We start from the raw sequence: 25,406 nt of genomic DNA, 5'->3' as shown, positions 1-25,406 counted from the left end.
AGAAAGTTATTCGTTGATCGTCACGCCGACCATCACGGTCGGGCCGTAGAACTCGCGCTGGATTGGACGGTCCGGCGACCCCTCGTAGAACTTCAACGGCGTGTTCAGGATGTTGCGCACGTCGAGATAGATGCCAACATCCTTTCTGATCTGGTAGCTGCCGCCGAAGTCGAGCGAGAAGCGCGATGCGGTGTAGACGTCGGTTGCAGCAGAACTGCCCACTGCCCACAGGCTCTTGCCCACATAGGAGGCCGACAGGCGCATGTCCAACGGACCACGCTCGTAGAACACGCTGGCGTTATACGAATTGCGCGGACCAGATGGCAGCGTGTGGTCTTCACCCGGGCGAATGTCCAGGTGTGAATTGGTCCATGTCCAGTTCGCGTCCGCGCCCAGGCCGCTCAGGAATCCCGGCAACTGCGTGAAGTGCTGCTCATAGTTGGCGGTGATACCTCGTACACGTGCCGACGAGACATTGGCAAAGCTTACGAGCTTGATGGGGCCCGAATACCCCTGGAGATAAGGCGAGCTGAAGACGGTGGATGTCTCGCCCACGACGTAGTCGGACATTGACTTGTCGAACGCGCCCAGCGAAATGATTCCGCCATGCGGCAAATACTTCTCGAACTGAATATCGAAGTTCTGTGAAGTGGTCGGCTTCAGGTTCGGGTTGCCGGTGGTCACAGTTCCCGTCCCCGGATCGGCCATGACCGACGCACTGCTCTGGGCAAAGCCCGGACGCGCGATCGTGCTCGAATAGATCGCGCGACCCACCAGCGTCGGCGTGAAATCGTAGCGCAACTGCAGGGACGGAAACAGGTTGAAGTAGTTGTTCGACGTCTGGTTTGGCGTGACGGAGCTGCCGTTGATCAGATTGCCGCTGAACGCATCCTGCGTCCATTCGCCGCGCAGACCCGCCAGCACCCCCAGACGGCCCCAGCCGAACTGATACTGGCCATACATGCTATAGATGTTCTCGTTGATGGCCGAGAACGCGGCGGCGTCCTTCAACGGGTTACCCGTTACGCTGCCGTTGGCCGCAGCGGCGCCATAAATGCCGCTCATGACGCCATCGCTGATGGACGGCCCAATGTTGTACATGCCGTTGTAGAAAACGTTCGGCGCGCCGAACACCGCCTGCGACAGCGGGATTCCCGCGGCCGGCGAGTACGTGTAGTTGCTCTGCGCGCTGGCGAAGGTCATTCGGCGCAGGCCAGCGCCGAACTTGAACTGTTCGTCATCGGCACTCGTGAAGTGAGTCGGCAGCGTGTAGTTGACGTTGGCCGACCACTCATTGGTCTTGACGTACTGCGACGAGTTGACGATCTGGCCCAGCGTGTAGCCGGCGGGATTAGCCGGGTTCGGACTTGACACGATCGATTGCGTCGCGAAGTCAGAGCCGGGGTAATACGTCACCGTGGCCGGGGCGCCGTTGTTGAACGTCGAATTCAGGTCGTACGGTTTGTCGTAGGTTCCACTGGTGAAGCCGGCGCGATAGTCGATCTTGCCGGGCCCGATCCTGTTTTCACCGCCCAGCGCAAAAAGTTGCGTTCGCAGCGTCTCCTTCTCGTCGCGCAATCCCTTCGCATAGGTCGCCGTATCCGTGAGCGTGCCGTCCGCATTCTGGACCGGATTGCCAGTGAAGTTGGTCTGGAGATCTTGCCGGTTCACGTTCTCCGTATAGCCGAAGTTGTAATAGCGGAAATACCACTTGTTGTCGGCGTTAGGCTGAAAGTCCAGTTCGCCGCCGTAGCCAAGGCGCTTGCGATGATAGTTGTAGTAACGCGGGTCGGTTTGCGCGTAGGCCTTGTTCGGTACGCCGGGCGCATCGACATAGGCGTTTTCTTCGTCGTCGACGCCGCGGTGGTCCTGGTTGTAGGCAAAGGTACCGATGAAGGTGAACGGCGCGTCGGAATATGACGTGATGCCCGAGCCGAGACCGGCAATACCGTGCGCGCCGAAGCGCGCACCCGCTGTCATCTCGACATCCGAAACTGTGCTCCCGCGCAGCGTTTCGACACCTGAACCGAGCTTGGCATCCAGGAACGGCTTGCCCGAAGCGGGCAACGTGCGAGGCGAAATGTCGATCGTGCCGCCGAGCGCATCGGCATCCTGTTCGGGCTTGTTGGTGTTGGTCACGAGGATCTGCCCGATCATGCCGGCCGGAATCGTATCGAGCGCGACAGCACGCCCCCCGTTCTGGGCCGAAGCCGGGTTGGTCGGCGGCAGGTGGATGCCGCCGAACGTGGTGCTGTTCAGGTTGGTGTCGAGGCCGCGGATATTGACATAGCGGCCTTCTCCGGAGTCCGTCTCGAGCGACACGCCCGGAATGCGCGCAGCGGCTTCAGCGGCGCTCACGTCGGGGGCTTTGCGGATGTCGTCGGCGGTCCGGATGGTCACCATGTTCGGAGCGCTCTGCTGAGTCGCACGTGCGACGACGTTCGCGGTGCGCTGCGACGCGACGGTCACGTGGTCGAGCGAGGCAACCGGTGCGTCCACGATAACGTCGTCGTTTGTGGTGTTGTCCGCGCGCGCCACCACAGTCCGTTCGACCGCGGATGAGCGACTGGGCGTGACGACCAGTGTGTATCTGCCCACCGGAAGCCCGGTGAAACGAAAGGCGCCGTCAGCCGAGGTGGTGGTACTTGTCCCCGTCTCGCGAATCTGAACTCGAGCGCCGGCAAGCGGACGCTTGTTCGCGCTTGTCAACACGTGACCCTGCAAAGTCGCCATGTCCGCTGCATGTGCGACGGTCATAATTGTGCTACTCATCAATCCGACCAACAACCCTGCCATATGCCTGTGCGGCATGTTGATTCTCCATCAATCGTTGCAAACATCCCGACTGGTTGCCCACGTCTGTAGTGTCAGGACTGTGAAAAGTTCGGCACCTTCTCGAAAATTGCGCCGTGTAAACAGCTAAATAGGATGACTAAAAATGATTCAAGCCGCCTAACTAGCGCAGGTATTCATCGACGTTGATCGGATCGACATCATGAATCGCATGTCCGACGCGCTCACCTTCGCCGAGGGAGACGTTTTACGGAACTACTGTGACGCTAGCGTGTCATCGTTGGTAATGAATGCGGAAGTGTAGTCGTCATGTGACGACATTGTTTTTAGTCGGTGTACGCTCTGTTTTTGAGCGTGACAGACCTATAAAATGGTGGGTGGATGTTGTGTCGATGTTGCTTCAACATGATATGAGTGGAATGATGTACGATAAATATCTTCACTTGACGATCATTGATTGAGCCGGCGGATGGTGGCCGGGGAGGCGGCAAAAGCTTAGACACCACCGTGTTCTCATCGCGCATATGCTTGCGAGAGGAGGGTGCGGATATGCATTTGTAGTGTGGGTCACATGTCATCTCAGTCACGCGGAGATGACGGCTCCGATGGAAGATGACGAACTCGTAATCGTCGCTTAACAGTTACGACACCGGCGCAGGCGAGAATGGGCGTGTTCCGTTCGCAAAGCGATGCATTGGGAAACACTTCAATAGGTAGACATAGACATGATGTTGGTTCGTCGGCAATTTCCCTTGGCAACTGCACTAGCGCTTTGCCTGTCTGTCTCACTCGGAGCGTATGGTGATGAAGCCGACGTCACGTCGAGCGTCGCAACTGCCTCGGTACCACGGCCCCAGGATGGAGTGCAGACGGCTACCCCGATCAAACATCTTGTCGTGATATTTGGCGAGAACGTTTCGTTCGATCACTACTTTGGAACATACCCGAATGCGCTGAACCCGGCAGGTGAGCCGACCTTCAGCACATTGCCCAATACGCGACGGATCAACGGGCTACTGGACGGGCTACTCAGGTCCAATCCGAATTCGACGAACGCCGCCAACGGCTCCGGCGCTGCAGATCCATTCCGTCTCGATCGCTCGCAGGCGCTTACGGCGTCACAAGATCACGCCTACAAGCCGGAGCAATTGGCATTCGATAGTGGCGCGATGGACCTGTTTCCGAAATACACCGGCCGCACCTCGGCAACAGGCGGCTCGAGTGCCTTGTACACAAAGGGGCTCGTGATGGGGTATTACGACGGCAACACCGTTACCGCGCTGTGGAACTATGCGCAACACTTCGCGCTAAACGACAACTCGTTCGACACGACGTTTGGCCCATCCACGCCTGGTGCGCTGAACCTGATCTCCGGGCAGACGAATGGGGCGACGGTGGCACCCGCGAATACGAACAATCGGAACATCGTTAGCGACGGCGCCGACGGCCTGACAGTCGTCGGTGACCTCGATCCGACGGGCGACGTCTGTTCCAAGGGCACGACAATCAGTATGCAGGGGAAGAATGTCGGCGACCTGCTGAACGCGAAGAATATCTCGTGGGGCTGGTTTGAAGGTGGCTTCGACCTCGGCGCGAGGAATGCGAACGGAACGACCGGCTGCGCGCGCAGCTCATATTCGCCGGTGGTGCAGGGCTATAAGGTCGACTACGTGCCGCATCATCAACCGTTCCAGTATTACGCGTCCACCGCTAATCCGAAGCACGAGCGTCCCGCGTCTGTTGCGGCAATCGGCACCAGCAGTGACGGTGGCGCAAACCATCAATATGACATCGACGACTTCTACGCGGCGGTGAGCGCGGGGAATTTCCCTGCCGTCAATTTTCTTAAGGCGCCGGCGTACCAGGATGCGCACGCGGGCAATTCGGACCCCCTCGATGAGCAGGCGTTCGTGACGAAGGTAATCAACTTTCTCCAGCAACAGGACGACTGGAAGAGCACGGCGGTCGTGCTCGCCTACGACGATTCGGACGGCTGGTATGACCACGTATCTCACGTCGTCAACGGATCGACAAGCACGCAGGATGCGCTCAACGGTCCGAATACTTGCGGCCGAGGCACACCGCTCGATGGGCTAACAGGTGTACCGGTGCAGGGCCGCTGCGGGTATGGTCCGCGTCTCCCGCTGCTTGTGGTCTCGCCGTACGCGAAGGCAAACTACGTCGATCATACGCTGACCGACCAAACTTCTGTTCTTCGCTTCATCGAAGACAACTGGCTGAGCGGGGTGCGCGTTGGGCAAGGTTCATTCGATGTCATGGCCGGCACAATCAATAACATGTTCGACTTCGGCTCGGCTGAGAGCTCCAAGTTGTTTCTTGATGCAGTGACCGGCCAGCCACTGCGCTAGTCGACTGTGTGTGAAATTGAAAGAATCCCGGTTATCGGCCGGATTCGCGGACCGCTTCGTTCACCGGATTGCCGGAGCGAAAGCGCTGCCGGTATTCGACGGGACTGATCTGAAGCCGGCGGCTAAACGTGCGCCGAAGTGTATCCGCGCTCTCAAAACCGCAACGCTTCGCGATTTCGCCGATCGGGTGGCGGGTGCTTTCGAGGTAGCGGCGCGCGGCGTCGATGCGCGCGTCGTTCAGGAATGCGATGAGACTGACGCCGCATTCCTTGGTGAAGATACGGGACAAATTGCGCGGACTCATTTTGAGCCGACGCGCAAGCGACGTGGTCGTATGATTCAGATGAAGATTGTCGAGCAGGTACTGCTGAATCGACTGGATCTGGGAATCGCTGGCGGCCTGGGTTTCCAGCAACGGGCTGAACTGCGACTGGCCGCCTGCGCGGCGCACGTACACGATCAGATACTTCGCGACGTCGAGCGCCATTTTCCTGCCGAAGTCCTCTTCGATCATGACCAGCGCGAGATCGATGCCAGCGGTCACGCCTGCGGTCGTGTAGAGGCGGTCGTCTTTTACATAGATCTGGTCGGGTTCGATCTTCGCCTTCGGAAACATCGACGAAAGACGCGTGGCGTCCATCCAGTGTGTCGTGACCGTCCGGTTATCGATCATGCCGGCGGCGCCGAAAGCAAAAACGCCGTTGCAGATAGCGGCGATCCGCCTGGTACTCTTGTGCTGCTTCGCGAGCCATTCGCTGAGCGTCGAGTCTTCGAGTACTTCGAATACGCCGAGGCCGCCGGGCACGATCACCGTGTCGAAATGCGGACACGGATCGAAGATGGTCCGGTCCGGCATGACCGTCAGCCCGCTGGAAGACAGCACGCTGCCTCGCGTCGTTCCGATCGTCAGCATTTCGTATTCGCACGCCCCCTGACTGAGGATGCGGACCTCCGCAAAGGCGTCTTTGGGGCCCGCGATATCGAGCAACTGGAATCCGGGGAACAGGACCATTCCGACGGTGATCTTGCGCATAGGTGTCAGTCAAAATGGAGCCGAGGCTGGCGCGACGCATGCCGCATGCGCTCGCTTAGCGGCTCGTTTCGAGTTCGTCGAAGCGCCGGGTTCGGTAAAGCACCATCGACACGAGCCAGCTCGCGGCGAAGATACCAATGATGACGTAGCCCAGCGTGCCGAAGTTGTCGTTCAACGTACCGATAGCATCCCACAGCTTGCCTTCGAGCTTCAAGTGGTCAGAAATCAGGCCCAAGGCCTCGATCGTGCCGACCAGCAGCGCGACCGCGACCGACACCAGCGTGATCGTCATGTTGTAGTAGATCTTACGAATCGGCTTAAGATACGCCCAACCGTAGGCGCCGAGCATCAGGTGACCGTCGAGCGTATCGACCAGCGACATCCCTGCGCTGAAAAGCGCCGGGAACACCATTACCGCCCATGGCGAAATGCCGCGCGAAGCCTGCGACGCGGACATGCCGAGCAGGCTCACCTCGGTCGCGGTATCGAAACCCAGTCCGAACAGAAAGCCCAGCGGGAACATGTGCCAGCTGCGCGCGACGAACCGAAACATCGGACGAAAGATCCGCGCGAGGAAGCCGCGATCGGCCAGCAGCATGTCGAAGTCGTCGTCGACGTAGGCGCCCCCTGCGCGTACGTGGCGCCATGCCTGGAAGATCGATTTCAGAATCAGTAGGTTCAGGAACGCGATCACGAACAGGAAGACGGTCGATACCGACGTGCTGATCAGTCCGCCCAATTCCTTGTATTGGGCAAAGCGCGTGTTCAGCACGCTTGCGACTGCTGCGACCGCGAGCGAGGCGATGACGATGATGGTCGAGTGACCGAGCGAGAAAAATAAACCCACGGCGACAGGGCGTTTCTTTTCCTGCATGAGCTTACGGGTCACGTTGTCGATCGCGGCAATGTGATCGGCATCGACCGCATGGCGCAAGCCCAGTCCGTAGGCGATGAACGCGGTGCCGAGCAGGACCGGGTGGTCCCAGAACGAAGCGAACGCCCAGATCCACGCGGCGGCATTAGTCGCCAACAGCAGGCCGTAGATGCCGAAGAGCTTGCGCTGGACCTGCGGATCGGATCCGGTGAGTACATTGGACAGTTGCTTGAGCATGGTAGATATCCTGATGAAACTTCGTTATGCGATATCGCGGGCGTTCTGATCCGAACGCCGGAAGCAAGGGCGCGGCTCAGTTGCTGGACGGACGCAACGCGCGCAGCTTCAGCGACGCCATATCTGTGGCCGACAGCACGCCAGCCTGCGCCACGGTCTTTTCGAGGGCGAGCAGAAAGCGCTCGTAGTAATCCCACGGCGGTTGCCCCGCGCAGTATCCGTCTTCCCATTCGGCGATCGACTCGATGAGATTCTGACGGAAGTCTTCCCACTCGAAGTGCCCCGCCTTCGACAGCGAAAGCGCGATCCCGAATACCTGCCGTTCCCATGGCTTGTCGAACAGCAGTTTGCCTTGCATGCGCGGTGGGGAGTCCGGATGTCCAAGCATGCTGGAGGCGGCATATTCCTCGAACCGGGTAAACATGATCAGACCGCCGGCCGCGGCGATGCAGAAGGCGAGGGCACCAGCGCCACACCCATCATCGCTTCGGGTGTGACGAGCGCGGCAAGTTCTGCCACGCTCATGCCTTCGGTGCCGGCGGGTCGCTCCGGGATGACGAACCAGCGGATTTGCGCGCTGCTGTCCCATACCTTGACTTCTGTATCGTCCGAAACTGGTACGCCGAACTCCTTCAGCACGGCGCGCGGTTCGCGCACGCCGCGCGCGCGAAACACCGGGTCCTTGTACCAGTAGGGCGGCAGACCGAGCACGGGCCAGGGATAGCAGGAGCAGAGCGTGCAGATGATGAGGTTGTGAACGCCGTCGCCGTTGGCGACGGCGGCCATGTGTTCGCCTTCCGCGCCTTCCATGCCGGCCGGCAAGTCCATTTCCGCAATCGCCTTCGGTGTGTCTTCGACAAGGCGTTCCCTGAACGCCGGATCGATCCACGCGCGCGCCACAATTTTTGCGCCATTGAACGGGCCAGCCATCGTTTCGAAATGACTGAGCACGGTATCGACGGAGTCGCTACCCAGCACGCCTTTCTCGATCAGAAGCGCTTCGAGCGCCCGTACCTTGGCCGCGCTGGCGGCCTCGCGCTCGTCGTCGTATTTGAAAAGTTCGCTCATGTTAGTTCCGTACCAGATAATGGGTGTAGAGATTCAGTTCGATGCATCGAGATACGCTTCGTATAGATCGGCGTAGATCGTCGTGTTAGGCTCGCTCTTGTCCTTGCCCCAGATGTCCTCGGCCTTGAATGCAACGCGATAGACGGGCATTGGCTCGCCGATGCCGTCGGGCCCGGTTGAAACGAAGTAGGAGTAGGCACCTGGATAGACGAGGTCGATCACACCGCGCTTGTTGCGCAGGTAGCCCGGCAAACGCGTGTGATCGACGGCGGCCGGATCGGCTATGCATACCCCGGCACCGGGTTCGAAACGCGGTGTCTGCTTCAGTGCGTTCAGCCCCGAATCGCCTTTTGCGAGGTAGTCGTTGATCTGCGAGGCAATTGCCGGATTCGGCTGTGCAGGCAGCGGTGCATCTGGATGGGCGCGGTAATGCGCGGTCTTCTGCGCGAGTTCGTCGGCCGATACATAACCCTGATCGACGAAGAATTGCGAGATCCCCATCAGCCACTTTTCGTAGTACCGGTATTTGAAGTATTCGAACGGCTGCATGCCTTCGGCGCCGGTGCGCAGCGACGCCCAGGTCCACGTATTCCTGAACGTGCTAGGCAGCGTCGCCACCGGGTACTTTGGCAGCGCGTCCGACAGATGCGTGCTTTCCGCCATCATCACCGTATGAATGCCGAAAATGCGCTTCTCCCATGGTTCGACGAAAACCCGTGTCTCGACATTGACGGGTCCGAGGTTTTCGAGCCCGCCAAGGCTGTGCTGTAGTTTCATGGTGTGCGGTTCCTGAAGTGTGAGGTCAGTTGAGTTGAGGCTGAGGCTTGTGGCTCAGTGCTTCGCCGAACGCTTCGGAGACGATGCCGAAGACGGCGCCGGTGACGAGTGCGGCGGCGGCCACCAACGCGGGGTTCTGGATGCCGACCGTGGTGATTGCCTTACCGGTGGTGACCGTGGTGCCGACTGTCGAAGCGAAGCCCCACACGACGGCGGGCAGCACATTGAGTAGCTTCAGTTTCGACACCTGTACCATCGTCGCACTCCCGACACCGACGCAAATCGCTACGGCGAGCGGCGCCGGGCCGGTATTGGCGATCGCCAACAGCGAGAGCGACGCGATGGCCAGCCCGGCGAGGTTCGATGCGACGCTCTGCATGAAGCCGCGCGGGCCGCCGCCGACCACGAAGAACGACGCCCACGCGATAAACGTGACCCACACCGGGACCGGAAACACCGTTGCCGTGATGTAGGTGTCGACGACGGCGAGCACGCCGATACTGACGGTAAGCGCATCAGTCTTCTTCATTGCAGACTCCTTGAGGTAAGTGCGGCTAGTGGATACAGCTGAGAAACGATTCGCGTAGTTGCGGAAAATCCAGATTGCGGCCGATGAACACGAGCTTGTTCTCGCGTGGCTCGTCCTTCAGCCATGCGCGTCCGGGTTCGGCTTCCAGCAACATATGCACGCTATGGAAATGGAACTGCCGCGCTTCGGCGTGGAAGTTGAGGACCCCTTTCATCCGCATCAGTTGCTGGCCTTGCTGCTGCACGAGTTCATTGATCCAACGGTTAAAGCGTGTCGCATGGAGGTCGCCCTTTTCGACCAGCGCGCACGATTGAATCGACGTGTCGTGTTCGTGGTCGTGAGCGCCCTCGTCGAGCAGATCGGGCTCGATCGCGAGCAGCGTGGGGAGCGAGAAGCGACGCATACCCAGCAGAGCGTCCGCGCGGATTTGCGAACGGGTCGACGTGATGATGGCGGCGGTTGGATTCAATGAACGGATTGTTTGTTCGATAGCGGTTAGCGCGTCTTTCGTGATCAGGTCGAGCTTGTTGATCAGAATGACGTCGGCGAAGGCAACCTGCTCGCGCGCAATGTCGTCTTGGAGTTGTCGGCGCAGATGCAGTGCGTCGACCACAGTGACGACCGATTCGAGATCCACGGATTCGCGCAGGTCGGGATCGGCGAGGAACGTTTGCAGGACCGGTGCCGGATCGGCCAGTCCGGATGTCTCGACGATCAGGCGCTGCATGGGTGCCGCGCCGGTCTGCGGGCGCGCCAGCAGCGCTTTCACACTGCCGACGAGGTCCGCGCGCACCGTGCAGCACACGCAGCCGTTATTGATTTCGACCAGCGTCCGTTCTTCGGCGACGATTAGTTGCCCGTCGATGCCGACTTCGCCGAATTCGTTGACGACCACGCCGATTGATCCCGGCGCGCGTTGCTGCAGCAACTGATTGACGAGGGTGGTTTTACCCGCGCCGAGAAACCCGGAGATGATGGTGACGGGAAGCTTGCGCGGTGTGGGTGTGCGATTCATGAGAGAGTCCGTTGCTGATCGAGGCTGACTCAATAGAGCGAGTACCAGGCCTGTCGCCGTCATCCGTCTGTGCCGGAAATCAGCTTGTCCCGAATGAACTGAAAATGTGGCGGTTTTTGTCCGATAGGGAAAATGAGGACAAAATGGCACGAAGATGCAGCATGAATTCGATGCCAAGCGCTGGTGCAGATGTGGGATTCGATGCGCCGCGACGGTGCGGAATGCTCCGTGAATATGCAGTGCAGTGCGGTGGAGTGGGGGGGAGGTAAGGAGAGGGCGGCGTTGCGAGGATGGCTCGCGGATTACGAGTGAAGTTATCCCTTTCAGCAATGCCGAATTAAATAGTAATGCAAATCGTGTATCGCAGCGACACGACCATGAAGCCGATTTTCCAGCTGGCGCGTGGCGCCGATGAGCTGGTTGCGCGGGCGCCAGGCATTCGTCTGACGCGTGATATTACCCAAACTAATGCCATACCTCGTCGCGGGCGGAAACGCCATCGACGACTAAAGCCAGGGAAAGCGCGATTTCTTTCTGCGCGTTGCGGTGGTGCTCGACTCCGCACGAGTGAAGGCGTGCCCGGTGGCGAGTTTGGAGATGAAGGCAGCGAGGAAGTACATGAATGGAGGGTTCCGGTTTAAATATCTGGTCTATGTGAGAAGCGGCCTGTCGGTAGGTCACTTCATCGTGCTGTAAGCAGTGCCTCTCAAATGGCGGGCACCACGGTTTCCGTGAAGCCCAGTTCCACAAAGTCGAATGGTCCTTTGCGGATGCGGTGCGCCGGCTCGGCGCAGGCAATGACCACTGCCGCGTTGCTGAACCGTTTGAAGCCGACCATGCCTGACGGGCGGGTTGACAAAGACATGGGCAAAGAACCGGAAGCGGATTGCTCGGCCGGCTCGCAGCCCCGCCGGTTGACGTACATGCAGCCGTCAGCAGACAAAGATAAGGCTCGCTTCGCGACAGCATGGGACGAACGTGGCTATGCCCAGGTTGCAGGCGGGGCTGCTTTTTACGCCCTGACGATATACTTTATCAAACAATAAGTCGTCATGTGAAGATGTATTTGTTAAATGGTAGGCGCGGGCAAGCCATGAAGGCCAAGCTCGCGGACGTTGCGGAACCCGCTTGGAAAGGTATGATGAAACGGCCGGCTGTGCTCAGCAGGTCTGCGCCATCGACAGGTAAAAAAATTTTCGGAAAACGTATGTCGTCAGTTGACGATTTATTTTCTCGAAGATATCTTCGCGTCTCAAGAGGTAGCCGAACCAGCGGCTACGCCACGTGAGAACAGCGCCGCGCAGGCGGTCGGAGCGAACCATGAGTAAGGTCAATAGATTCGGGAACGGTCGTCGTCGATTTCTACAGTTGTCGGCGGGCGCTGGGCTCGCTGCTTCCGGTTTGATGGGCGGGATGTCACGGGCCTTCGCTGCCGACAGCGTGAATCTCCATACCTGGTCGGCGGGCGTCGATACGGTGAAGCGCATGCTCGTGCCGTTTCAAAAGGAATCTGGACTAAACGTCAACTACAACAACCTCCCATTCGCACAGTATCGCGAGGCGATGGTGACGAAGTTCGTCGGCCAGGCGCCGATCGACGTGCTGTGGGTGTCCGACGGCTGGCTGCCCGAGTGGGCCGACGCGGGCTGGCTTGCGCCGCTCGACGGCTATCCGCAACTGCTCAAGTACAACGGCGAGGTGCAGGACTTCTGCACCCAATCGATGCGCTACAAGGGTCGTCAGTACGGTCTTACGTACTACACCGACTACATGGCGTTTCTATACGACGCGGACAAGCTCGCAAAGGCGGGCATCGCGGCGCCTCCTGCAACGTGGGACGAACTGGTCGCGCAATCGCTGAAGATCAAGAATGCGGATCTCTCGCAATACCCGCTGATGCTGTCGATGGCACGCGAAAGCTGGCTGATCGAGTTCATGTCGTCGCTGGTGTTTTCCAACGGCGGCCGCTTTGTCGACGACAGCGGCAAGGCAGTGATGGACGATCCGAAGCACGGCGCAGTCACGTCGCTGCAATGGGTCGCCGACGCGGTCAACAAGCACCACATCGTTTCGCCCGCCTGTGTCGAACTGGGAGAATTGAACGGCTTCAAGGCCGTGGCGTCGGGCAATCACGCGTTCGCGTTGTTGCCTCGCTACCGGGTTCAGGCGCTCAACGATCCGCGCCAGTCGCGTGTCGCGGGCCATATCAAACAGGCACTGATGCCGGCCGGCCCGAATGGTTCGCACGCCACGGTGGCGTGGATGCGCATGCACGCGATGAGCGCTGCCGCCGGCGCCAACAAGACGCGGGCCGCCGAGGCGACGCGCCTGATCGAAGCGTTCGGCGGACGATTCGACGGCCAGTATGCGTTCCAGAAAGCGATGTTCCTGGATACCGGCACGGCATTCGGCGTGAAGCCGCTCTTTAACGACCCGGAAGTCCGCACCGCGTATGAAAAGTACGGCGATTTCTCGATGTTTCAGAAGCAGCAGGATCTGGCCCGCAAGAAGGATGTGATCACGCGCTGGTTCGGCGAATGGGACGAGACCAACGGTACGGCATGGCAAGCGGCGATCCTCGGTCAATCGAGCGTAGCCGACGCACTGAAACAGTCCGCGCAGAAGTGGACCGCGTTGAGCAAAGCCTGAGGTCGATATGAGTGTTCAAGCCCTGGGCCGCCGCTGGCTTGCCAGACATTCCGTGGCGCCTTCCGATCAGCGTAGCGCAATGCTGCTGCTGACGCCGATGATGCTGGTGCTGCTCGCAGTCGCCGTGTTTCCGGTGCTTTACTCGTTCTGGACGAGCCTGTTCGACATTCATTTGACGCGTATGAACAGCGTGTCGTTCGTCGGGCTGGGCAACTACATCCAGACCTTCCGCGATCCGATGTTCTGGGCCGCGGTCGAGCGCACCGCATGGTTCACCGTCGTGTCGGTCCTCGCGATCATGGCTATCGCGACGCTGATGGCGCTATTGTTGAATCAGGAGTTTCGCGGCCGGCGCATCCTGTCGACCGCCTTGCTGATTCCATGGGCTATTCCGTATGTGGTCGACGGTCTGATGTGGAAGTGGATCTACGACTCAGGGTACGGCGCGCTCAACGGACTGCTGTTGCAGCTTGGCGTGATCGGCCAGTACATGGTGTGGCTGGGCGACACGCACAAGACGCTGGCGCTGATCTGCAACGCATTCGTATGGAAGGAAGTACCGCTCGCGACCATCCTGCTGCTGGTGACGATGAAGTCTATTCCGTCGGACCTGTACGCGGCGGCGCGGGTAGACGGCGCCAACCTGTGGAGCCGGTTCGTGCACGTGACGCTGCCGGCAATGCGTCCCGGCTTCATGCTCGTGATGATCTACGAAGCGATGATGGCCGTGCGCCACTTCGACCTCTTCTTCATTCTGACCGAGGGCGGTCCGGCCGACGCGTCTCACGTGCTCTCCTGGCATATCTACGTCGAGACTTTCCGCAACCTGTCGTTCGGTACCGGTGCAGCGGTCGCGTATGTGCTCGCGCTTGCGACGTTTGCGATGTCGTACGCCATCATTCGCCTACTCGGCAAGAGGCTCTAAGCGATGTCATCTTCTCTCTTTGTCAAACGCATGGCGCTGCTGGCCGGTTCAATCGTGATGTTGCTGTATGTGCTGGCGCCGGTTGCGTGGCTGCTGTCGTCTTCTCTGCAGCGCGAAGCGGATATCACGTCCATTCCGCCACACTGGATTCCCCATCCGCCGACGCTGTCCAGCTTCAAGGCGATCGTCGCGGCGAGCACCGGCACAGCGTCGGAGGACGGCAACGCCGCGTTCATTCCGTCCACCGCGCAGTACCTGTTGCCGGCGCTGCGCAATAGCCTCGTGGTTGCCGCTGCGGTGGTGTTGCTGAACCTTCTCGTCAGCGTTCCCGCCGCTTATGCGATGGCGAAGATCCGTTATATCGGCCGCGATCTGTCGGTGTATTTCATGCTGGCTACCCGCGTGATTCCCGATATCGCACTCGTCGTGCCGTTCTTTCTGTTTGTGCGCAAGCTCGGCCTGCTCGACAGCGTCGGGTCGCTAATCATCACCTATCTGGCGATTACGGTGCCGTTCAGCGTCTTCATGTTGCTTAGCTATTTCGAATCGCTACCGGACGAGCTCGACAAGGCGGCTCGAGTCGACGGCTGCTCGCGGATTCAGGCTTTGCTGAAGGTGTTTTTGCCGCTCGCGGTGCCGTCGCTCGTCGCCGTCATCATGTTCACGTTCCTGACTAGCTGGAACGAGTTCCTGTTCGCTTTGATGTTTACGCAAACCGCCGCGTCGCAGACCGTCCCGATCATCGTCGCGTCGTTCACATCGGATTTCACAACGAGCTTTTCGTTCATCAACGCAGCCGGCGTGGTCGCGATCGTGCCGCCAGTGATCATCGCTGTGGTGTTCGAGCGTTACATCGTGTCTGGTCTGACTGCCGGCGCGGTAAAGGGATAAAGGGATAAAGGGAAAGGTCATGGCTCAAATCGAATTTCGGCAGGTGGGAAAGAAGTATGCAAACGGGCATGTCGCATTGGACAACCTGAATCTGCAGATCAGGGACAAGGAGTTTCTCGTTCTGCTGGGACCGTCCGGCTGCGGCAAGTCGACGACGCTCAACATGATCGCCGGACTGGAAGAGGTCACTCAGGGCAGCTTGCGGTTCGACGACGTCGAAGTCAACGGCTTGCCGGCGCACCGGCGCACCGGCGCGATGTGGCGATGGTGTTTCAAAGCTACGCGCTGTATCCGCACAAGAACGTGTACGACAACATCGCATTCGGCCTGCGGATGCGCAGATATCCGCAACAGGAGATCGATGCGCGGGTGCGCGCGGCCGCGCAGTCGCTTGAAATCGAGCATCTGCTGGAGCGGCGGCCCGGGCAACTGTCGGGTGGGCAGCGCCAGCGCGTCGCACTCGGCCGCGCAATGGTGCGCCAGCCCGCGGTCTTTCTGATGGACGAACCGTTGTCGAACCTCGACGCGGCGCTGCGCGTGTCGATGCGCGCGAGCATCAAGGCACTGCATCAGTCGATGCAGACGACCTTCGTGTACGTGACGCACGATCAGGCCGAAGCACTGACGCTCGCCGACCGCATCGTCGTGATGCGCCAGGGCATCGTGCAACAGATCGGCTCGCCCGACGACATCTACGAACGGCCAGCCAATAAATTCGTCGCCAATTTCCTCGGCAGCCCGCCGATCAACTTTATCGACGGCGTGCTGATGCAAGGCGACCACGGTTTGCATTTTCGCAGCGGCGATCTTGCGCTCGCCCTCGATGAAGAGACGCAACGCCTGCTCGCAGGATGCAGTGGCCGGGCAGTGTCGGCCGGCATTCGTGCCGAGGACATCGACGAGCATGGCGACTCGACCGATTGTTCGCTGACAGGCGACATCGGCTCGTTGCTGCCGGTTGGGTCCGATCAGTTTATCGGCCTGCAATGTTTGGGGCAGTCGATGTTTTTTCGTGTTGGCAAGGAGCGTTCCTGCAAGGTCGGCGAACGTGTGTCCCTGTCGATCAACCGCCGCCGTCTGCACCTTTTCGATCAGGCGAGCGGCGTGAACCTGAAGGCGCAGAACGCATGAAACCCGCGGTATTTTCGTATCACCGGCCTCACACGCTTGAAGATGCGCTGTCGCTGCTCGCGCTGCACGGCTTCGACGCCAAAGTCATCGCGGGAGGGCAAAGCCTCGCGCCGATGATGAACATGCGCTTTGCGCAGCCGGCGCATCTGATCGACCTCAACGCGTTGCCGCAACTCAGCGGCGTGACGCTTACGGGTGATTCGCTATCCATTGGCGCGATGACGCGTCATCACGAGGTGGCCACCAGCAGCACGGTGCGCGCCGCTTGCCCGCTGCTCGCGGATGCGGCCGCGACCGTTGGGCACTACGCGATCCGTCAGCGCGGCACGCTTGGGGGCAGCCTTGCGCATGCGGATCCCGCCGCGCAAATGCCGCTCATCGCGAGCACGCTGGGTGCGCGCATCGAGATTGCCGGACCGGACGGCAGCCGTGAGGTGCCGGCCACAGCGTTCCTGATTGCGGTGATGACGACCGATCTCGCCGCTGAAGAAATCATTCGAGCCGTGCATTTCCCGGTTGCACGCCCGGGCGAGCGGCACGCATTTGAAGTCTTTAGCAGGCGGCACGGCGACTTCGCGATTGCGGCTTGCGCACTCACCGCCGTGCTCGACGGCAACAGATTCTCCAGCCTGCGCATTGGACTCGGCGGCGTGGCGGAGGCTCCACTCGTGCTGAACGAACTTGCTGCGGACTTCGTCGGTGCACCAGTCGATGCACCGACGCTGGCTGCAATCGCCGACGCGGTGGCCGGCGCTATCGATCCGTACGATCAACCGGACATCAGCGCCGCTTACCGGCGCGATCTCGTCAAGGCGCTCACGGCGCGCGCGTTGCAACGCGCGACGCAGTCGGCCAACGCGACCTCGAAGTGAGTCATGGAAAAGAAAACGATTTATCTCAATGTGAACGGCACCCGTCACGAAGTACATTGCGAGCCTCGCAAGCTCCTTTCCGATACGCTTCGTGAAGACTGCCGTCTGACCGGCACGCACGTCGGCTGCGAGCACGGCGTATGCGGCGCATGCACGGTGCTGATCGACGGCCGTCCGGCGCGCTCGTGCCTCGCGTACGCTGTTCAGATGGACGAAGTGCAGATCACCACGATCGAAGCTGTCGCGCGGGACGGCCGCCTCTCTCCGCTGCAGCAGGCGATGCACGAATGTCATGGCCTGCAGTGCGGTTTTTGCACACCCGGCATCGTGATGACCTTCGAGGCTTATCTGCGCGAGCACCCAAGCCCATCCGAGGCCGAGGTGCGCGAGACGCTTTCTGGCAACCTGTGCCGCTGCACCGGGTATCAGAATATCGTGCGGGCGATCCTGCGCGCGGCCGCGCGGATGCGAGGGGAGAGCGCCGATGTCTGAGCAGACGTTTCGCTATCTCAACAAGGCGGTGCCGCGCACCGAAGACTATCGCCTGCTGACGGGCTATGGCCGCTATCTCGACGACATCGAAATCGCGGGCGCCCTGCACGTGAGCTTCGTGCGCTCGCCGCATGCACATGCGCGGATCGTTTCAGTGGATACCACGGCGGCTGCCGGCATGCCTGGTGTCGTGACCGTCGTCACCGGACGGGAGCTGGCGCAGTGGACCACGCCGATGCGTGTCGCCGCGCCGGTTGAAGGCTTGTTGCCGGTCGAGTTCCCGACGATGCCGACCGACATCGTGCGCTTTCAGGGCGATCTTGTGGCGTGTGTGGTCGCCACGGACCGGTACCTCGCGGAAGATGCGGCGGAGCAGGTCATGGTCGAGTTCGAGCCGTTGCCTGTGGTGACCGATATGTGGCAGGCGCTCGAAGCCGATGCTGCGCAAGTCGACCCCGGGGTGCCCGGCAACCTGGTGTCGCACCAGACGTACTCGAACGGCGACCCGCATAGCGTGAGCAAGCACGCTTACCGCGTGGTCGAGGCGACCTTTCAGCAGCAGCGGCAGACCCATGTGCCCATTGAAACGCGCGGTTGCGCAGCAGTCTGGGACGCCGGGCGCGACCACCTGACGTTCCACATCGGAACCCAGGTGCCGCATCCTTTGCGCACTCAGCTCGCGCAACGGCTCAGACTCAGCGAGTCGCAGGTGACGGTGATTTCGCCCGACGTCGGCGGTTCGTTCGGTCAGAAAATCGCCTTGTACCGCGAAGAGCTGACCGTCGCTGCACTCGCGCGTCATCTGAAGCGGCCGGTGCGCTGGCGTGAAGACCGTCTCGAGAATCTGACCGCAGCGGCCAATTCGCGCGAAGACTTCTGCCGCACGCGCGCCGCGGTGGATGAGCACGGCACGCTGCTCGCGCTCGATCTGGAGATCCGCGAAGACTTCGGCGCGTATTGCTTCTTTCCGGCGAACTATCTCGCGCGCGTCGTCGCGATGGTGTTGAGCGGACCGTACCGGCTGCAGCACTACGCATTCGACGTGAAGGTCGTGCTGAGTCACAAATGCGGCAATGCACCCATGCGCGCGCCGATGTCCATCACCAGTTGGGTCATGGAAGGCACGATGGAAGCGATCGCGCGCGAACTGAAGCTGGATCCGGTCGACGTGCGCCGCCGCAATCTGTTGACGCCGGAAGAACTGCCGTACCGCACGGCCACCGGCGAATTGCTGGCCGACATCACGCCGTCGCAGACCTTTGAGGCGGTGTTGACAGCCTTCGACTACGACGCGTTTCGCGCGCGCCAGCAGGCGGCGCGGGCGGCCGGGCGCTATCTTGGGCTTGGCCTGTGCAATGTGGTCGAGCCGACGACGTACGGTTCGCGCTTTTATAAATCGGCCGGCATTCCGGGTTCGGGACACGAGGCAAGCTGGATCCGTATCGAGCCGAGTGGTGTCGTGAACGCATCGGTGGGTCTCGGCCCCAGCGGACAGGGCTATGAAAGTGCGATGGCCAATGCGGTGGCCGAAGGCCTGGGTGTGCATCCGTCGAGCGTGCGTATTCATCTGGGCCACACCGATATTGCACCATACGGGATGGGCAGCCGCGGCGCTCGCAGCGGCACGGCGGGCGGCGGCGCGCTTTATTTGTGCGCGCTCGATGCACGCCGCAAGGTGCTCGCAATTGCCGCCGGCCGTCTCGACCTGGCCGATAGCGACTCGCTGCGCCTTGTCGATGCGCGCGTCGAGCGCCGTAGCGGCGACACGTGGGTCGACGCGGGTCTGACGCTCGCCGACGTGGCGCGGAGTGCCTATATGGATCCTACTTCGCTGCCGCAGGGCCTCACGCCTGGACTCGAGTTTCACCTGACCTACGATCCGCCGCCGATGACCTACTCGAATTCGACGCACGGATGCGAGATCGAGCTGGACGTGGCCACCGGTGCGATCCATTTTGCGCGTTACGTGATCGCCGAAGACTGCGGCACGCTGCTCAATCCCACCGTTGTGACAGGGCAGCAACATGGCGCGGTGGCGATGGGATTGTCCGGTGCGCTGTTCGAGCATACGCGCTACGACGAAACGGGACAGAACGTGACGGGTTCGCTTGCCGACTACCTGATCGCCACGTCGACCGAATTACCCAATTTCGAAATCATCCCATTGCATACGCCTAGCCGCGCGACCGCGGCGGGTATCAAAGGGATGGCCGAAGGCGGCGTGATGGGCGCGCTCGGCGCCCTGACCAACGCCGTGAACGACGCGCTAGCGCCATTCGGCGTGGTCGCCGACCGTCATCCTTTGACTCCCATGCTGTTGCGCGACCTGTTGCGCGACAAACTCTGACCGGATCAAACAATTATGAATCAATCTGCAAGCAAACCCGCTGTCGGCTTTATCGGCCTCGGCATCATGGGCGCCTCGATGGCGGCGCGACTCGCCGCAGCCGGCTATCCGCTGCACGTCTATAACCGTACGCGTGCGAAGGCCGAGCCGCTCATCGAGGCAGGCGCATCCTGGCACGCCACCCCGAAGGCGCTCGCTGAAGCATCGGACGTGGTCATCACGATCGTCGGCATGCCTGACGACGTGCGCGCGCTGTACCTCGGCGACGACGGTCTGATCATGAACGCGCGGCGCGATGCCGTGCTGATCGACATGACGACCTCGAGCCCGCAACTGGCCGAAGAGCTAGCCGCACACGCTGCAACCAGCGGCGTGCACATGCTGGACGCACCGGTTTCAGGCGGCGATGTCGGCGCGCGCGAGGGACGGCTGTCCATCATGGTGGGCGGCGCGGCCGACGTGCTCGCGCGCGTCGAGCCGATGCTGCGCTGCCTCGGCACCAACATCGTGCTGCAAGGCGGACCGGGCGCGGGTCAGCACACCAAGCTGTGCAACCAGATCGTGATCGCATCGACGATGCTAGGCGTGTGCGAAGGCCTGGCCTATGCGCACAGTGCCGGACTGAATGCGCAGACCGTACTGAGCGCGATCGGCGGCGGCGCGGCTGGCGGCTTCCAGTTGAATAACATGGGGCCGCGCATCGCGAAGGGCGATTTCGCGCCCGGCTTCTTTATCGAGCATTTCATCAAGGACATGCGGATTGCGCATGAGGAAGCCGCTCACATGCGACGTGAATTGCCGGGTCTGGATCTGGTGCGCAGCCTTTATCAGAAGCTCGCCGAGCAAGGCTTTACGCGCAACGGTACCCAGGCGCTTTTCAAACTCTACGAGCGCTGAGGTGTGGCGATGAAGCTAGCTGATCAATGCATTCTCCCTGCACGACCCGAGACCGTGTGGCGTGCGCTGAACGACCCTGCCGTGCTCGAGGCGTGTCTACCCGGGTGTAAATCGCTCGCCATGCTGGACGAGCGGCATTTCGAGTCGACCGTGCAGATTCGCGTGGGTCCGGTGGCGGCGACCTTCAAGAGCAATGTGGAGCTGTCGGATCTCGATCCGCCCAGGGCTTACACGATTGTCGGCACGGGCAACGCGGGCGCGGTTGGCTTTGCCAAGGTCACTGCGCGCGTGCAACTCGAACCGCAAGCGGAGGTGACCGTGCTCGTGTACGACGCGGATGTCGAAATCGGCGGAAAGCTAATGAGCGTGGGGTCCCGCCTGATTCAGTCCGCGACGGGCAAGAATCTCGACGCCTTCTTCGGCGCGCTGAAGGCGCACATCGAAAAGGAGGCGGCCCCCGTGGACGCTATGCAACTCATCGAGCCGGCACCGCAGACGCAGCCGGACGACGCGCCGCTGACCGGCGGCGTGCAAGGTCAGCCGCACGGCGAGACGAAGCCGTCCACCGTCACGCCCAAACCCGGGCCGACATCGGGTCTGCGGGTCTGGCTGGTGGGTGCGGGTTCGGGGCTGTTCGGTTTGCTGGTTGGATTTTTGATTGGGCACGCGGGCTGACGGTCCGCGTCGCGATGGCAAGCTTGTTCGTTCTGTAGTTCAGCGTTTGATCAGATTAATCTCTCATTCGACAGGAATTCTAGTGAGCAAAAAAATAGTTATCCTAATAGCATTGACGTGCCTTGCAGAGGCAGCTCAGGCGCAAAGCAGCGTGACCCTCTACGGCGTCGCGGACGATGGCATTACCTACACCAACAATCAGGGCGGACATGCCAATTACCAGACCTTCAGCGGTGGTATGGGCGGAAGCAAGTTCGGCCTGCTGGGCAGCGAGGATCTAGGCGGCGGCACGAGCGCAATCTTCCAGCTCGAGAGCGGCTATGACGTAAACAGCGGCAAGCTCGGCTATAACGGCCGGCTGTTCGGCCGTCAGTCATATGTGGGCCTATCCGGCAACTACGGCAGCGTGCGCCTTGGGCGGCAGTATGACTTCATGGTGACCAATCTGCAGCCGCTGACTTCTTCGCTGGCGTTCGGCGGCTCGCTGTCGTCGCATGCGGGCGACGTGGACGGGATCTGGGGCACGTATCCCGTCAGCAACACGCTGAAGTACGTGAGCCCGACGTATCACGGCATCACGGCGGGCGCACTCTATAGCTTTGGTGGCGTGGCGGGTTCGGTCGGCGACTCGCGGCAGTACGGCTTCGGCCTGAGCTATGCGAACGGTCCGCTGAAGCTGGCGGCCGCCTATCTCTATGTGAATAACCCGGCAGTGACGCGATTCGACGGCACCACGGCGGCGACAGCCGGCCAGGCGTTTACGAATCCTGTAACGAACCCGATTTATAGCGGCTACGCGACCGCGCACAGCATGCAGACGCTCGGAGTAGGCGGCAACTATCAGTTCGGCGCCACGAAGCTGGGCGCGCTTTACACCAACACGCGCTTCAGCAACGCAGTAGCGACCACCAGTACCTCGTTCCAGGGTTCCGCGACACTCGACTCGTACGAAGCATTCGTCAGTCATAGCTTTACACCTGCTGTCATGGCGGGTCTGACCTACGACTACACGTCGTCACCGCATGCGCACTACAACCAGCTGGCGGCGGGTTCCGAGTATTCATTTTCCAAACGTACTTTCACTTACCTGATCGTTGCGTGGCAACGCGCCAGCGGCGTCGATTCGACGGGACACGCTGCGGTAGCCGATCTGACTTATCTGTCACCCTCGTCGACGCCGAATCAGGTCGCGGTGCGCGTGGGTATCCGACACAGCTTCTAACTTGCAGTGGAGTGCAGGTCTGCCGGCGGCGTGACAGTGTGCTCGGTGGTCGTTGTTTTGTGAGCGTTTGAATTGCAACAGGAGGCAATCATGTTGGTGGAAATGCGTACGTACCAGATTACGGCAGGAAAGGTGGGTGAGTTTCTGCAAATCTACGAGCGCGAGGGGCTCGAGATCATCAGTCAGTACGCACGACTCAAGGGCTGCTGGACTAAAGACTCGGGCACGTTGAATTCGGTCGTGTTCTGCTGGCGCTATGACGACTACGCACATCGCGCCGCGCAGCGCGCGAAGCTCGCAGCGGATCCGCGTTGGCAAGCTTTCACGCCTCGCATCCTGCCATACCTGGTGCATCAGGAATCGGTGTTCCTTGCGCCAGTGCCGTTTTGCCCGGCTGACTGAAGCAGCGGAAGTAGTGAAGTTCTCTGATCACCGGGCGTGCAATGGTACTCGCTGCGCCGCGGTCTGTTTGTGAGGTAATCAATGATTGAAGCTGATTTGGTCGACAAGATGGTGACGTGGCGTCGTGCACTGCATGCGCATCCCGAGACCGCGTTCGAAGAAGTCTCGACGGCACGGCTGGTGGCATCGGCGCTGCGCGACTACGGTTTTGAAGTGACCGAGGGCGTCGGCAAAACCGGTGTGGTCGGCACGCTGCGAAGGGGGAGCGGTCCTGCGCTCGGATTGCGTGCGGACATGGATGCGTTGCCGATGGTGGAGTACAACGAATTCGAGCACCGTTCGCAACACCGCGGGAAAATGCACGCGTGTGGTCACGACGGTCACACCGCGATGCTGCTGGGCGCCGCCGCTTCGTTAAGCCGCGACACTGGTTGGCACGGTACGGTGCACGTGATCTTCCAGCCCGCCGAAGAGGTGGCGGGCGGCGGACGCGTCATGGTCGAAGATGGACTCTTCGAGCGGTTCCCCTGTGACGCGGTATTCGGTCTGCACAACTGGCCTGGCTTGCCGCTCGGCCATTTCGCGATCAACCGCGGCCCGATGATGGCCTCGTTCGATACCTTCGAGATTCTGGTGGACGGCAAAGGCTCGCACGCCGCAATGCCGGAAGAGGGGATTGATGCGCTGGTTTGCGCGAGCCATGTCGTAATCGCGCTGCAGACTATCGTGAGCCGGCGCGTCTCGCCGAAAGAAGCATGCGTGGTGAGCGTCACGCAGATTCATGGCGGCGAGGCCTGGAATGTGTTGCCCGATCGCGCCGTGATTCGCGGCACCGTACGCTGCTTCGATGCCAACGTGCAGGAGCGCGTACGGAGCCTGCTGGATGAAATCGGCACGCTGACAGCGCAGGCGCATGGCGCGAAAGCGACGCTGTCTTACCGCTACGGCTATCCGGCAACGATCAATGCAACGGCCGAAGCCGACGTCGCGCTCGATGCGGCGCGCGCAACGGTCGGCGAGGCGAAGGTGACGTTGGGCTGCAGGCCGTCGATGGCCTCGGAAGACTTCGCGTTCATGGCGCAGGCGAGGCCGGGTGCGTATGTCTGGATGGGCGTCGACGGGCCCAAGCCTGGCGCTCCGCTTCACAACCCGCACTACGACTTCAACGACGACGCATTGGCTACCGGTGCGTCGTATTGGGTGAACGTCGTGAAGGCGTTTGGCGTTGCGCGTGTTTGAAGCCTCGCGGCTGTCCTGTGCGACTGCGTGGTCTGTAAGGACCGCGCGGCGCCGCCCCCCTTAAGACACTATGCCTTCCCGTGAGGCAGAGGCTGGCGCGCCTGCTGCGACGCGGTTTCGATCGTTACTTCGCCGTGCAGCAGGAACGTTGCCAATTCCGGCGCGCCCGGTTGAGCATCGGTCACCAGGGTCCAGTCTCGCTCGAGTGGTGTCCAGTGCTGCTGGCTCGCGCGATCCAGTTTGTGCGACGTCACCAGCACGAAGATGTTGGCCGCCTGCCTGATGATGCATTCCTTCAGATAGGCCTGCTCGGCGGTCGCCTCACAGAGCCCACGGCCGGCGACTACGCCGTCCGCGCCCAGAAAGGCTTTGTCGACGGACAGGCGGTTCAACGCGATCTGCGCGAGCGGCCCGAGTGTGCTCATGCTCGAGGGCCGTAGGTCGCCGCCGATCAGTGTGACCGGCACGTCACTCGATGCAAGCAGGCCGATTGCCAGCAGGTTGTTGGTGACCACGCGAATGTCGCGGCGGCCGGCCAGCAGCCGGGCCAGTGCGGCGGTGGTGGTGCCGCCGTCGAGAAAGATGGTGTCGCCGTCCTGAACGTGGCTCACCGCCGCCAGCGCGATCGCATCCTTTTGCTCGCGGAAGCTTTCGCGCCGCAGATCGAGCGACTCCTCGGGTTCGTGAATCCCGACCGAGGCGGCCGCGCCCCCGTACGTGCGCACGATGAGCCGTTCGTCGGCGAGCGCACGCAGGTCGCGACGCACGGTTGCTTCGGACATGCCGAAATGCTCGCACAGGGCGCCTACGTCGTTCATGCCGGACAGGACGGCCTTCAGCATCGCCTCGCGGCGGTTTGTAACTTTCATGGTGATAGAGGGTAAGGGGTCGTCCGAATGGTGCGCGCAATAGAAAGGAAAGGCGTCAACGGGCGTAAGTGTAATCAAACCAGTTGCCGGGGCAACGCCG

General features: G+C 61.0%; 24 protein-coding genes. 15 read left to right on the top strand and 9 right to left on the bottom strand.

The genetic code is table 11. From position 1 onward, the window contains the following. Positions 1–6: 6 nt before the first annotated feature. Positions 7–2,772 (bottom strand): TonB-dependent receptor, encoded by a 2,766-nt coding sequence (locus M0D67_RS00960; RefSeq protein ID WP_171926021.1) that lies wholly within the window; start codon positions 2,770–2,772, stop codon positions 7–9. A gap of 749 nt (positions 2,773–3,521) precedes the next feature. Between M0D67_RS00960 and M0D67_RS00955 the strand changes: the two genes are divergently transcribed. Next, a complete protein-coding gene (locus tag M0D67_RS00955; protein WP_266237188.1) occupies positions 3,522–5,162 on the top strand; it encodes a phospholipase C in 1,641 nt (546 codons plus the stop codon). Between the two features lie 31 nt (positions 5,163–5,193). Here M0D67_RS00955 and M0D67_RS00950 read toward each other — a convergent pair whose 3' ends face one another. From M0D67_RS00950 to M0D67_RS00920, 7 genes are all read right to left on the bottom strand, one after another. Further along, complete coding sequence (locus M0D67_RS00950; RefSeq protein ID WP_154564929.1) at positions 5,194–6,195, bottom strand: GlxA family transcriptional regulator; 1,002 nt, start codon at positions 6,193–6,195, stop codon at positions 5,194–5,196. A gap of 55 nt (positions 6,196–6,250) precedes the next feature. Further along, positions 6,251–7,306: a HoxN/HupN/NixA family nickel/cobalt transporter gene (locus M0D67_RS00945; protein ID WP_154564930.1), complete on the bottom strand. Its 1,056-nt coding sequence runs from the start codon at positions 7,304–7,306 to the stop codon at positions 6,251–6,253. Positions 7,307–7,382: 76 nt separating this feature from the next. Further along, positions 7,383–7,730, bottom strand: coding sequence for a nitrile hydratase accessory protein (locus M0D67_RS00940; protein WP_171926022.1), 348 nt, complete (start codon positions 7,728–7,730; stop codon positions 7,383–7,385). A 2-nt stretch (positions 7,731–7,732) separates the two neighbouring features. Next, a complete protein-coding gene (nthA, locus tag M0D67_RS00935; protein ID WP_266236878.1) occupies positions 7,733–8,374 on the bottom strand; it encodes a nitrile hydratase subunit alpha in 642 nt (213 codons plus the stop codon). A 33-nt stretch (positions 8,375–8,407) separates the two neighbouring features. Then, positions 8,408–9,151 (bottom strand): nitrile hydratase subunit beta, encoded by a 744-nt coding sequence (gene nthB / locus M0D67_RS00930; protein WP_154564936.1) that lies wholly within the window; start codon positions 9,149–9,151, stop codon positions 8,408–8,410. A gap of 25 nt (positions 9,152–9,176) precedes the next feature. Next, on the bottom strand, positions 9,177–9,680 hold the full coding sequence (locus M0D67_RS00925; protein WP_154564938.1) for a DUF1097 domain-containing protein: 504 nt from the start codon (positions 9,678–9,680) through the stop codon (positions 9,177–9,179). A gap of 25 nt (positions 9,681–9,705) precedes the next feature. Next, the gene (locus tag M0D67_RS00920) at positions 9,706–10,695 is read right to left on the bottom strand and encodes a GTP-binding protein (protein WP_266236875.1); all 990 of its coding nucleotides are present in this window, start codon (positions 10,693–10,695) and stop codon (positions 9,706–9,708) included. Between the two features lie 797 nt (positions 10,696–11,492). Here M0D67_RS00920 and M0D67_RS00915 point away from each other — a divergent pair. The 14 genes from M0D67_RS00915 (at position 11,493) to M0D67_RS00850 (ending at position 24,437) form a co-directional block, all read left to right on the top strand. Beyond that, entirely contained in the window at positions 11,493–11,741 is a 249-nt protein-coding gene (locus M0D67_RS00915) for a hypothetical protein (RefSeq protein ID WP_154564942.1), read from the top strand. A gap of 274 nt (positions 11,742–12,015) precedes the next feature. Continuing rightward, complete coding sequence (locus M0D67_RS00910; protein WP_154564944.1) at positions 12,016–13,344, top strand: extracellular solute-binding protein; 1,329 nt, start codon at positions 12,016–12,018, stop codon at positions 13,342–13,344. 7 nt (positions 13,345–13,351) lie between these two features. Next, entirely contained in the window at positions 13,352–14,269 is a 918-nt protein-coding gene (locus tag M0D67_RS00905) for a carbohydrate ABC transporter permease (protein ID WP_154564946.1), read from the top strand. Positions 14,270–14,272: 3 nt separating this feature from the next. Then, the gene (locus M0D67_RS00900) at positions 14,273–15,160 is read left to right on the top strand and encodes a carbohydrate ABC transporter permease (RefSeq protein ID WP_154564948.1); all 888 of its coding nucleotides are present in this window, start codon (positions 14,273–14,275) and stop codon (positions 15,158–15,160) included. Positions 15,161–15,179: 19 nt separating this feature from the next. Then, on the top strand, positions 15,180–15,659 hold the full coding sequence (locus tag M0D67_RS42035) for an ATP-binding cassette domain-containing protein (RefSeq protein ID WP_367892342.1): 480 nt from the start codon (positions 15,180–15,182) through the stop codon (positions 15,657–15,659). Then, positions 15,557–16,291, top strand: a complete 735-nt coding sequence (locus M0D67_RS00890; RefSeq protein WP_367892343.1) for an ABC transporter ATP-binding protein — start codon at positions 15,557–15,559, stop codon at positions 16,289–16,291. The genes M0D67_RS42035 and M0D67_RS00890 overlap by 103 nt, the downstream gene beginning before the upstream one ends. Next, entirely contained in the window at positions 16,288–17,163 is an 876-nt protein-coding gene (locus tag M0D67_RS00885; protein ID WP_154564952.1) for a xanthine dehydrogenase family protein subunit M, read from the top strand. The genes M0D67_RS00890 and M0D67_RS00885 overlap by 4 nt, the downstream gene beginning before the upstream one ends. A gap of 3 nt (positions 17,164–17,166) precedes the next feature. Further along, positions 17,167–17,655 (top strand): (2Fe-2S)-binding protein, encoded by a 489-nt coding sequence (locus M0D67_RS00880; RefSeq protein WP_154564954.1) that lies wholly within the window; start codon positions 17,167–17,169, stop codon positions 17,653–17,655. Continuing rightward, positions 17,648–20,002, top strand: a complete 2,355-nt coding sequence (locus M0D67_RS00875; RefSeq protein ID WP_154564956.1) for a xanthine dehydrogenase family protein molybdopterin-binding subunit — start codon at positions 17,648–17,650, stop codon at positions 20,000–20,002. Before M0D67_RS00880 ends, M0D67_RS00875 begins: the two co-directional genes overlap by 8 nt. A gap of 15 nt (positions 20,003–20,017) precedes the next feature. Further along, positions 20,018–20,899 carry an NAD(P)-dependent oxidoreductase gene (locus tag M0D67_RS00870; protein ID WP_154564958.1) on the top strand — a complete coding sequence of 294 codons (882 nt, stop codon included), beginning with the start codon at positions 20,018–20,020 and terminating at the stop codon, positions 20,897–20,899. A gap of 9 nt (positions 20,900–20,908) precedes the next feature. Then, a complete protein-coding gene (locus M0D67_RS00865) occupies positions 20,909–21,574 on the top strand; it encodes a CoxG family protein (protein WP_154564960.1) in 666 nt (221 codons plus the stop codon). Positions 21,575–21,656: 82 nt separating this feature from the next. Next, on the top strand, positions 21,657–22,796 hold the full coding sequence (locus M0D67_RS00860; RefSeq protein ID WP_266236869.1) for a porin: 1,140 nt from the start codon (positions 21,657–21,659) through the stop codon (positions 22,794–22,796). Between the two features lie 90 nt (positions 22,797–22,886). Further along, on the top strand, positions 22,887–23,198 hold the full coding sequence (locus tag M0D67_RS00855) for an NIPSNAP family protein (protein WP_154564962.1): 312 nt from the start codon (positions 22,887–22,889) through the stop codon (positions 23,196–23,198). 81 nt (positions 23,199–23,279) lie between these two features. Then, positions 23,280–24,437 carry a M20 aminoacylase family protein gene (locus M0D67_RS00850; protein WP_266236867.1) on the top strand — a complete coding sequence of 386 codons (1,158 nt, stop codon included), beginning with the start codon at positions 23,280–23,282 and terminating at the stop codon, positions 24,435–24,437. Positions 24,438–24,505: 68 nt separating this feature from the next. On the opposite strand, the gene M0D67_RS00845 is transcribed toward M0D67_RS00850, so the two are convergent. Beyond that, positions 24,506–25,306 carry a DeoR/GlpR family DNA-binding transcription regulator gene (locus tag M0D67_RS00845; RefSeq protein WP_154564966.1) on the bottom strand — a complete coding sequence of 267 codons (801 nt, stop codon included), beginning with the start codon at positions 25,304–25,306 and terminating at the stop codon, positions 24,506–24,508. Positions 25,307–25,406 lie beyond the last annotated feature (100 nt).

The sequence above is a fragment of the Paraburkholderia sp. SECH4 genome (genome assembly GCF_030511745.1).
Taxonomy (GTDB): domain Bacteria; phylum Pseudomonadota; class Gammaproteobacteria; order Burkholderiales; family Burkholderiaceae; genus Paraburkholderia; species Paraburkholderia madseniana.
The sequence above is the reverse complement of the archived record's forward strand: the minus strand, read 5'-3'. Positions and strand labels throughout refer to the sequence as shown.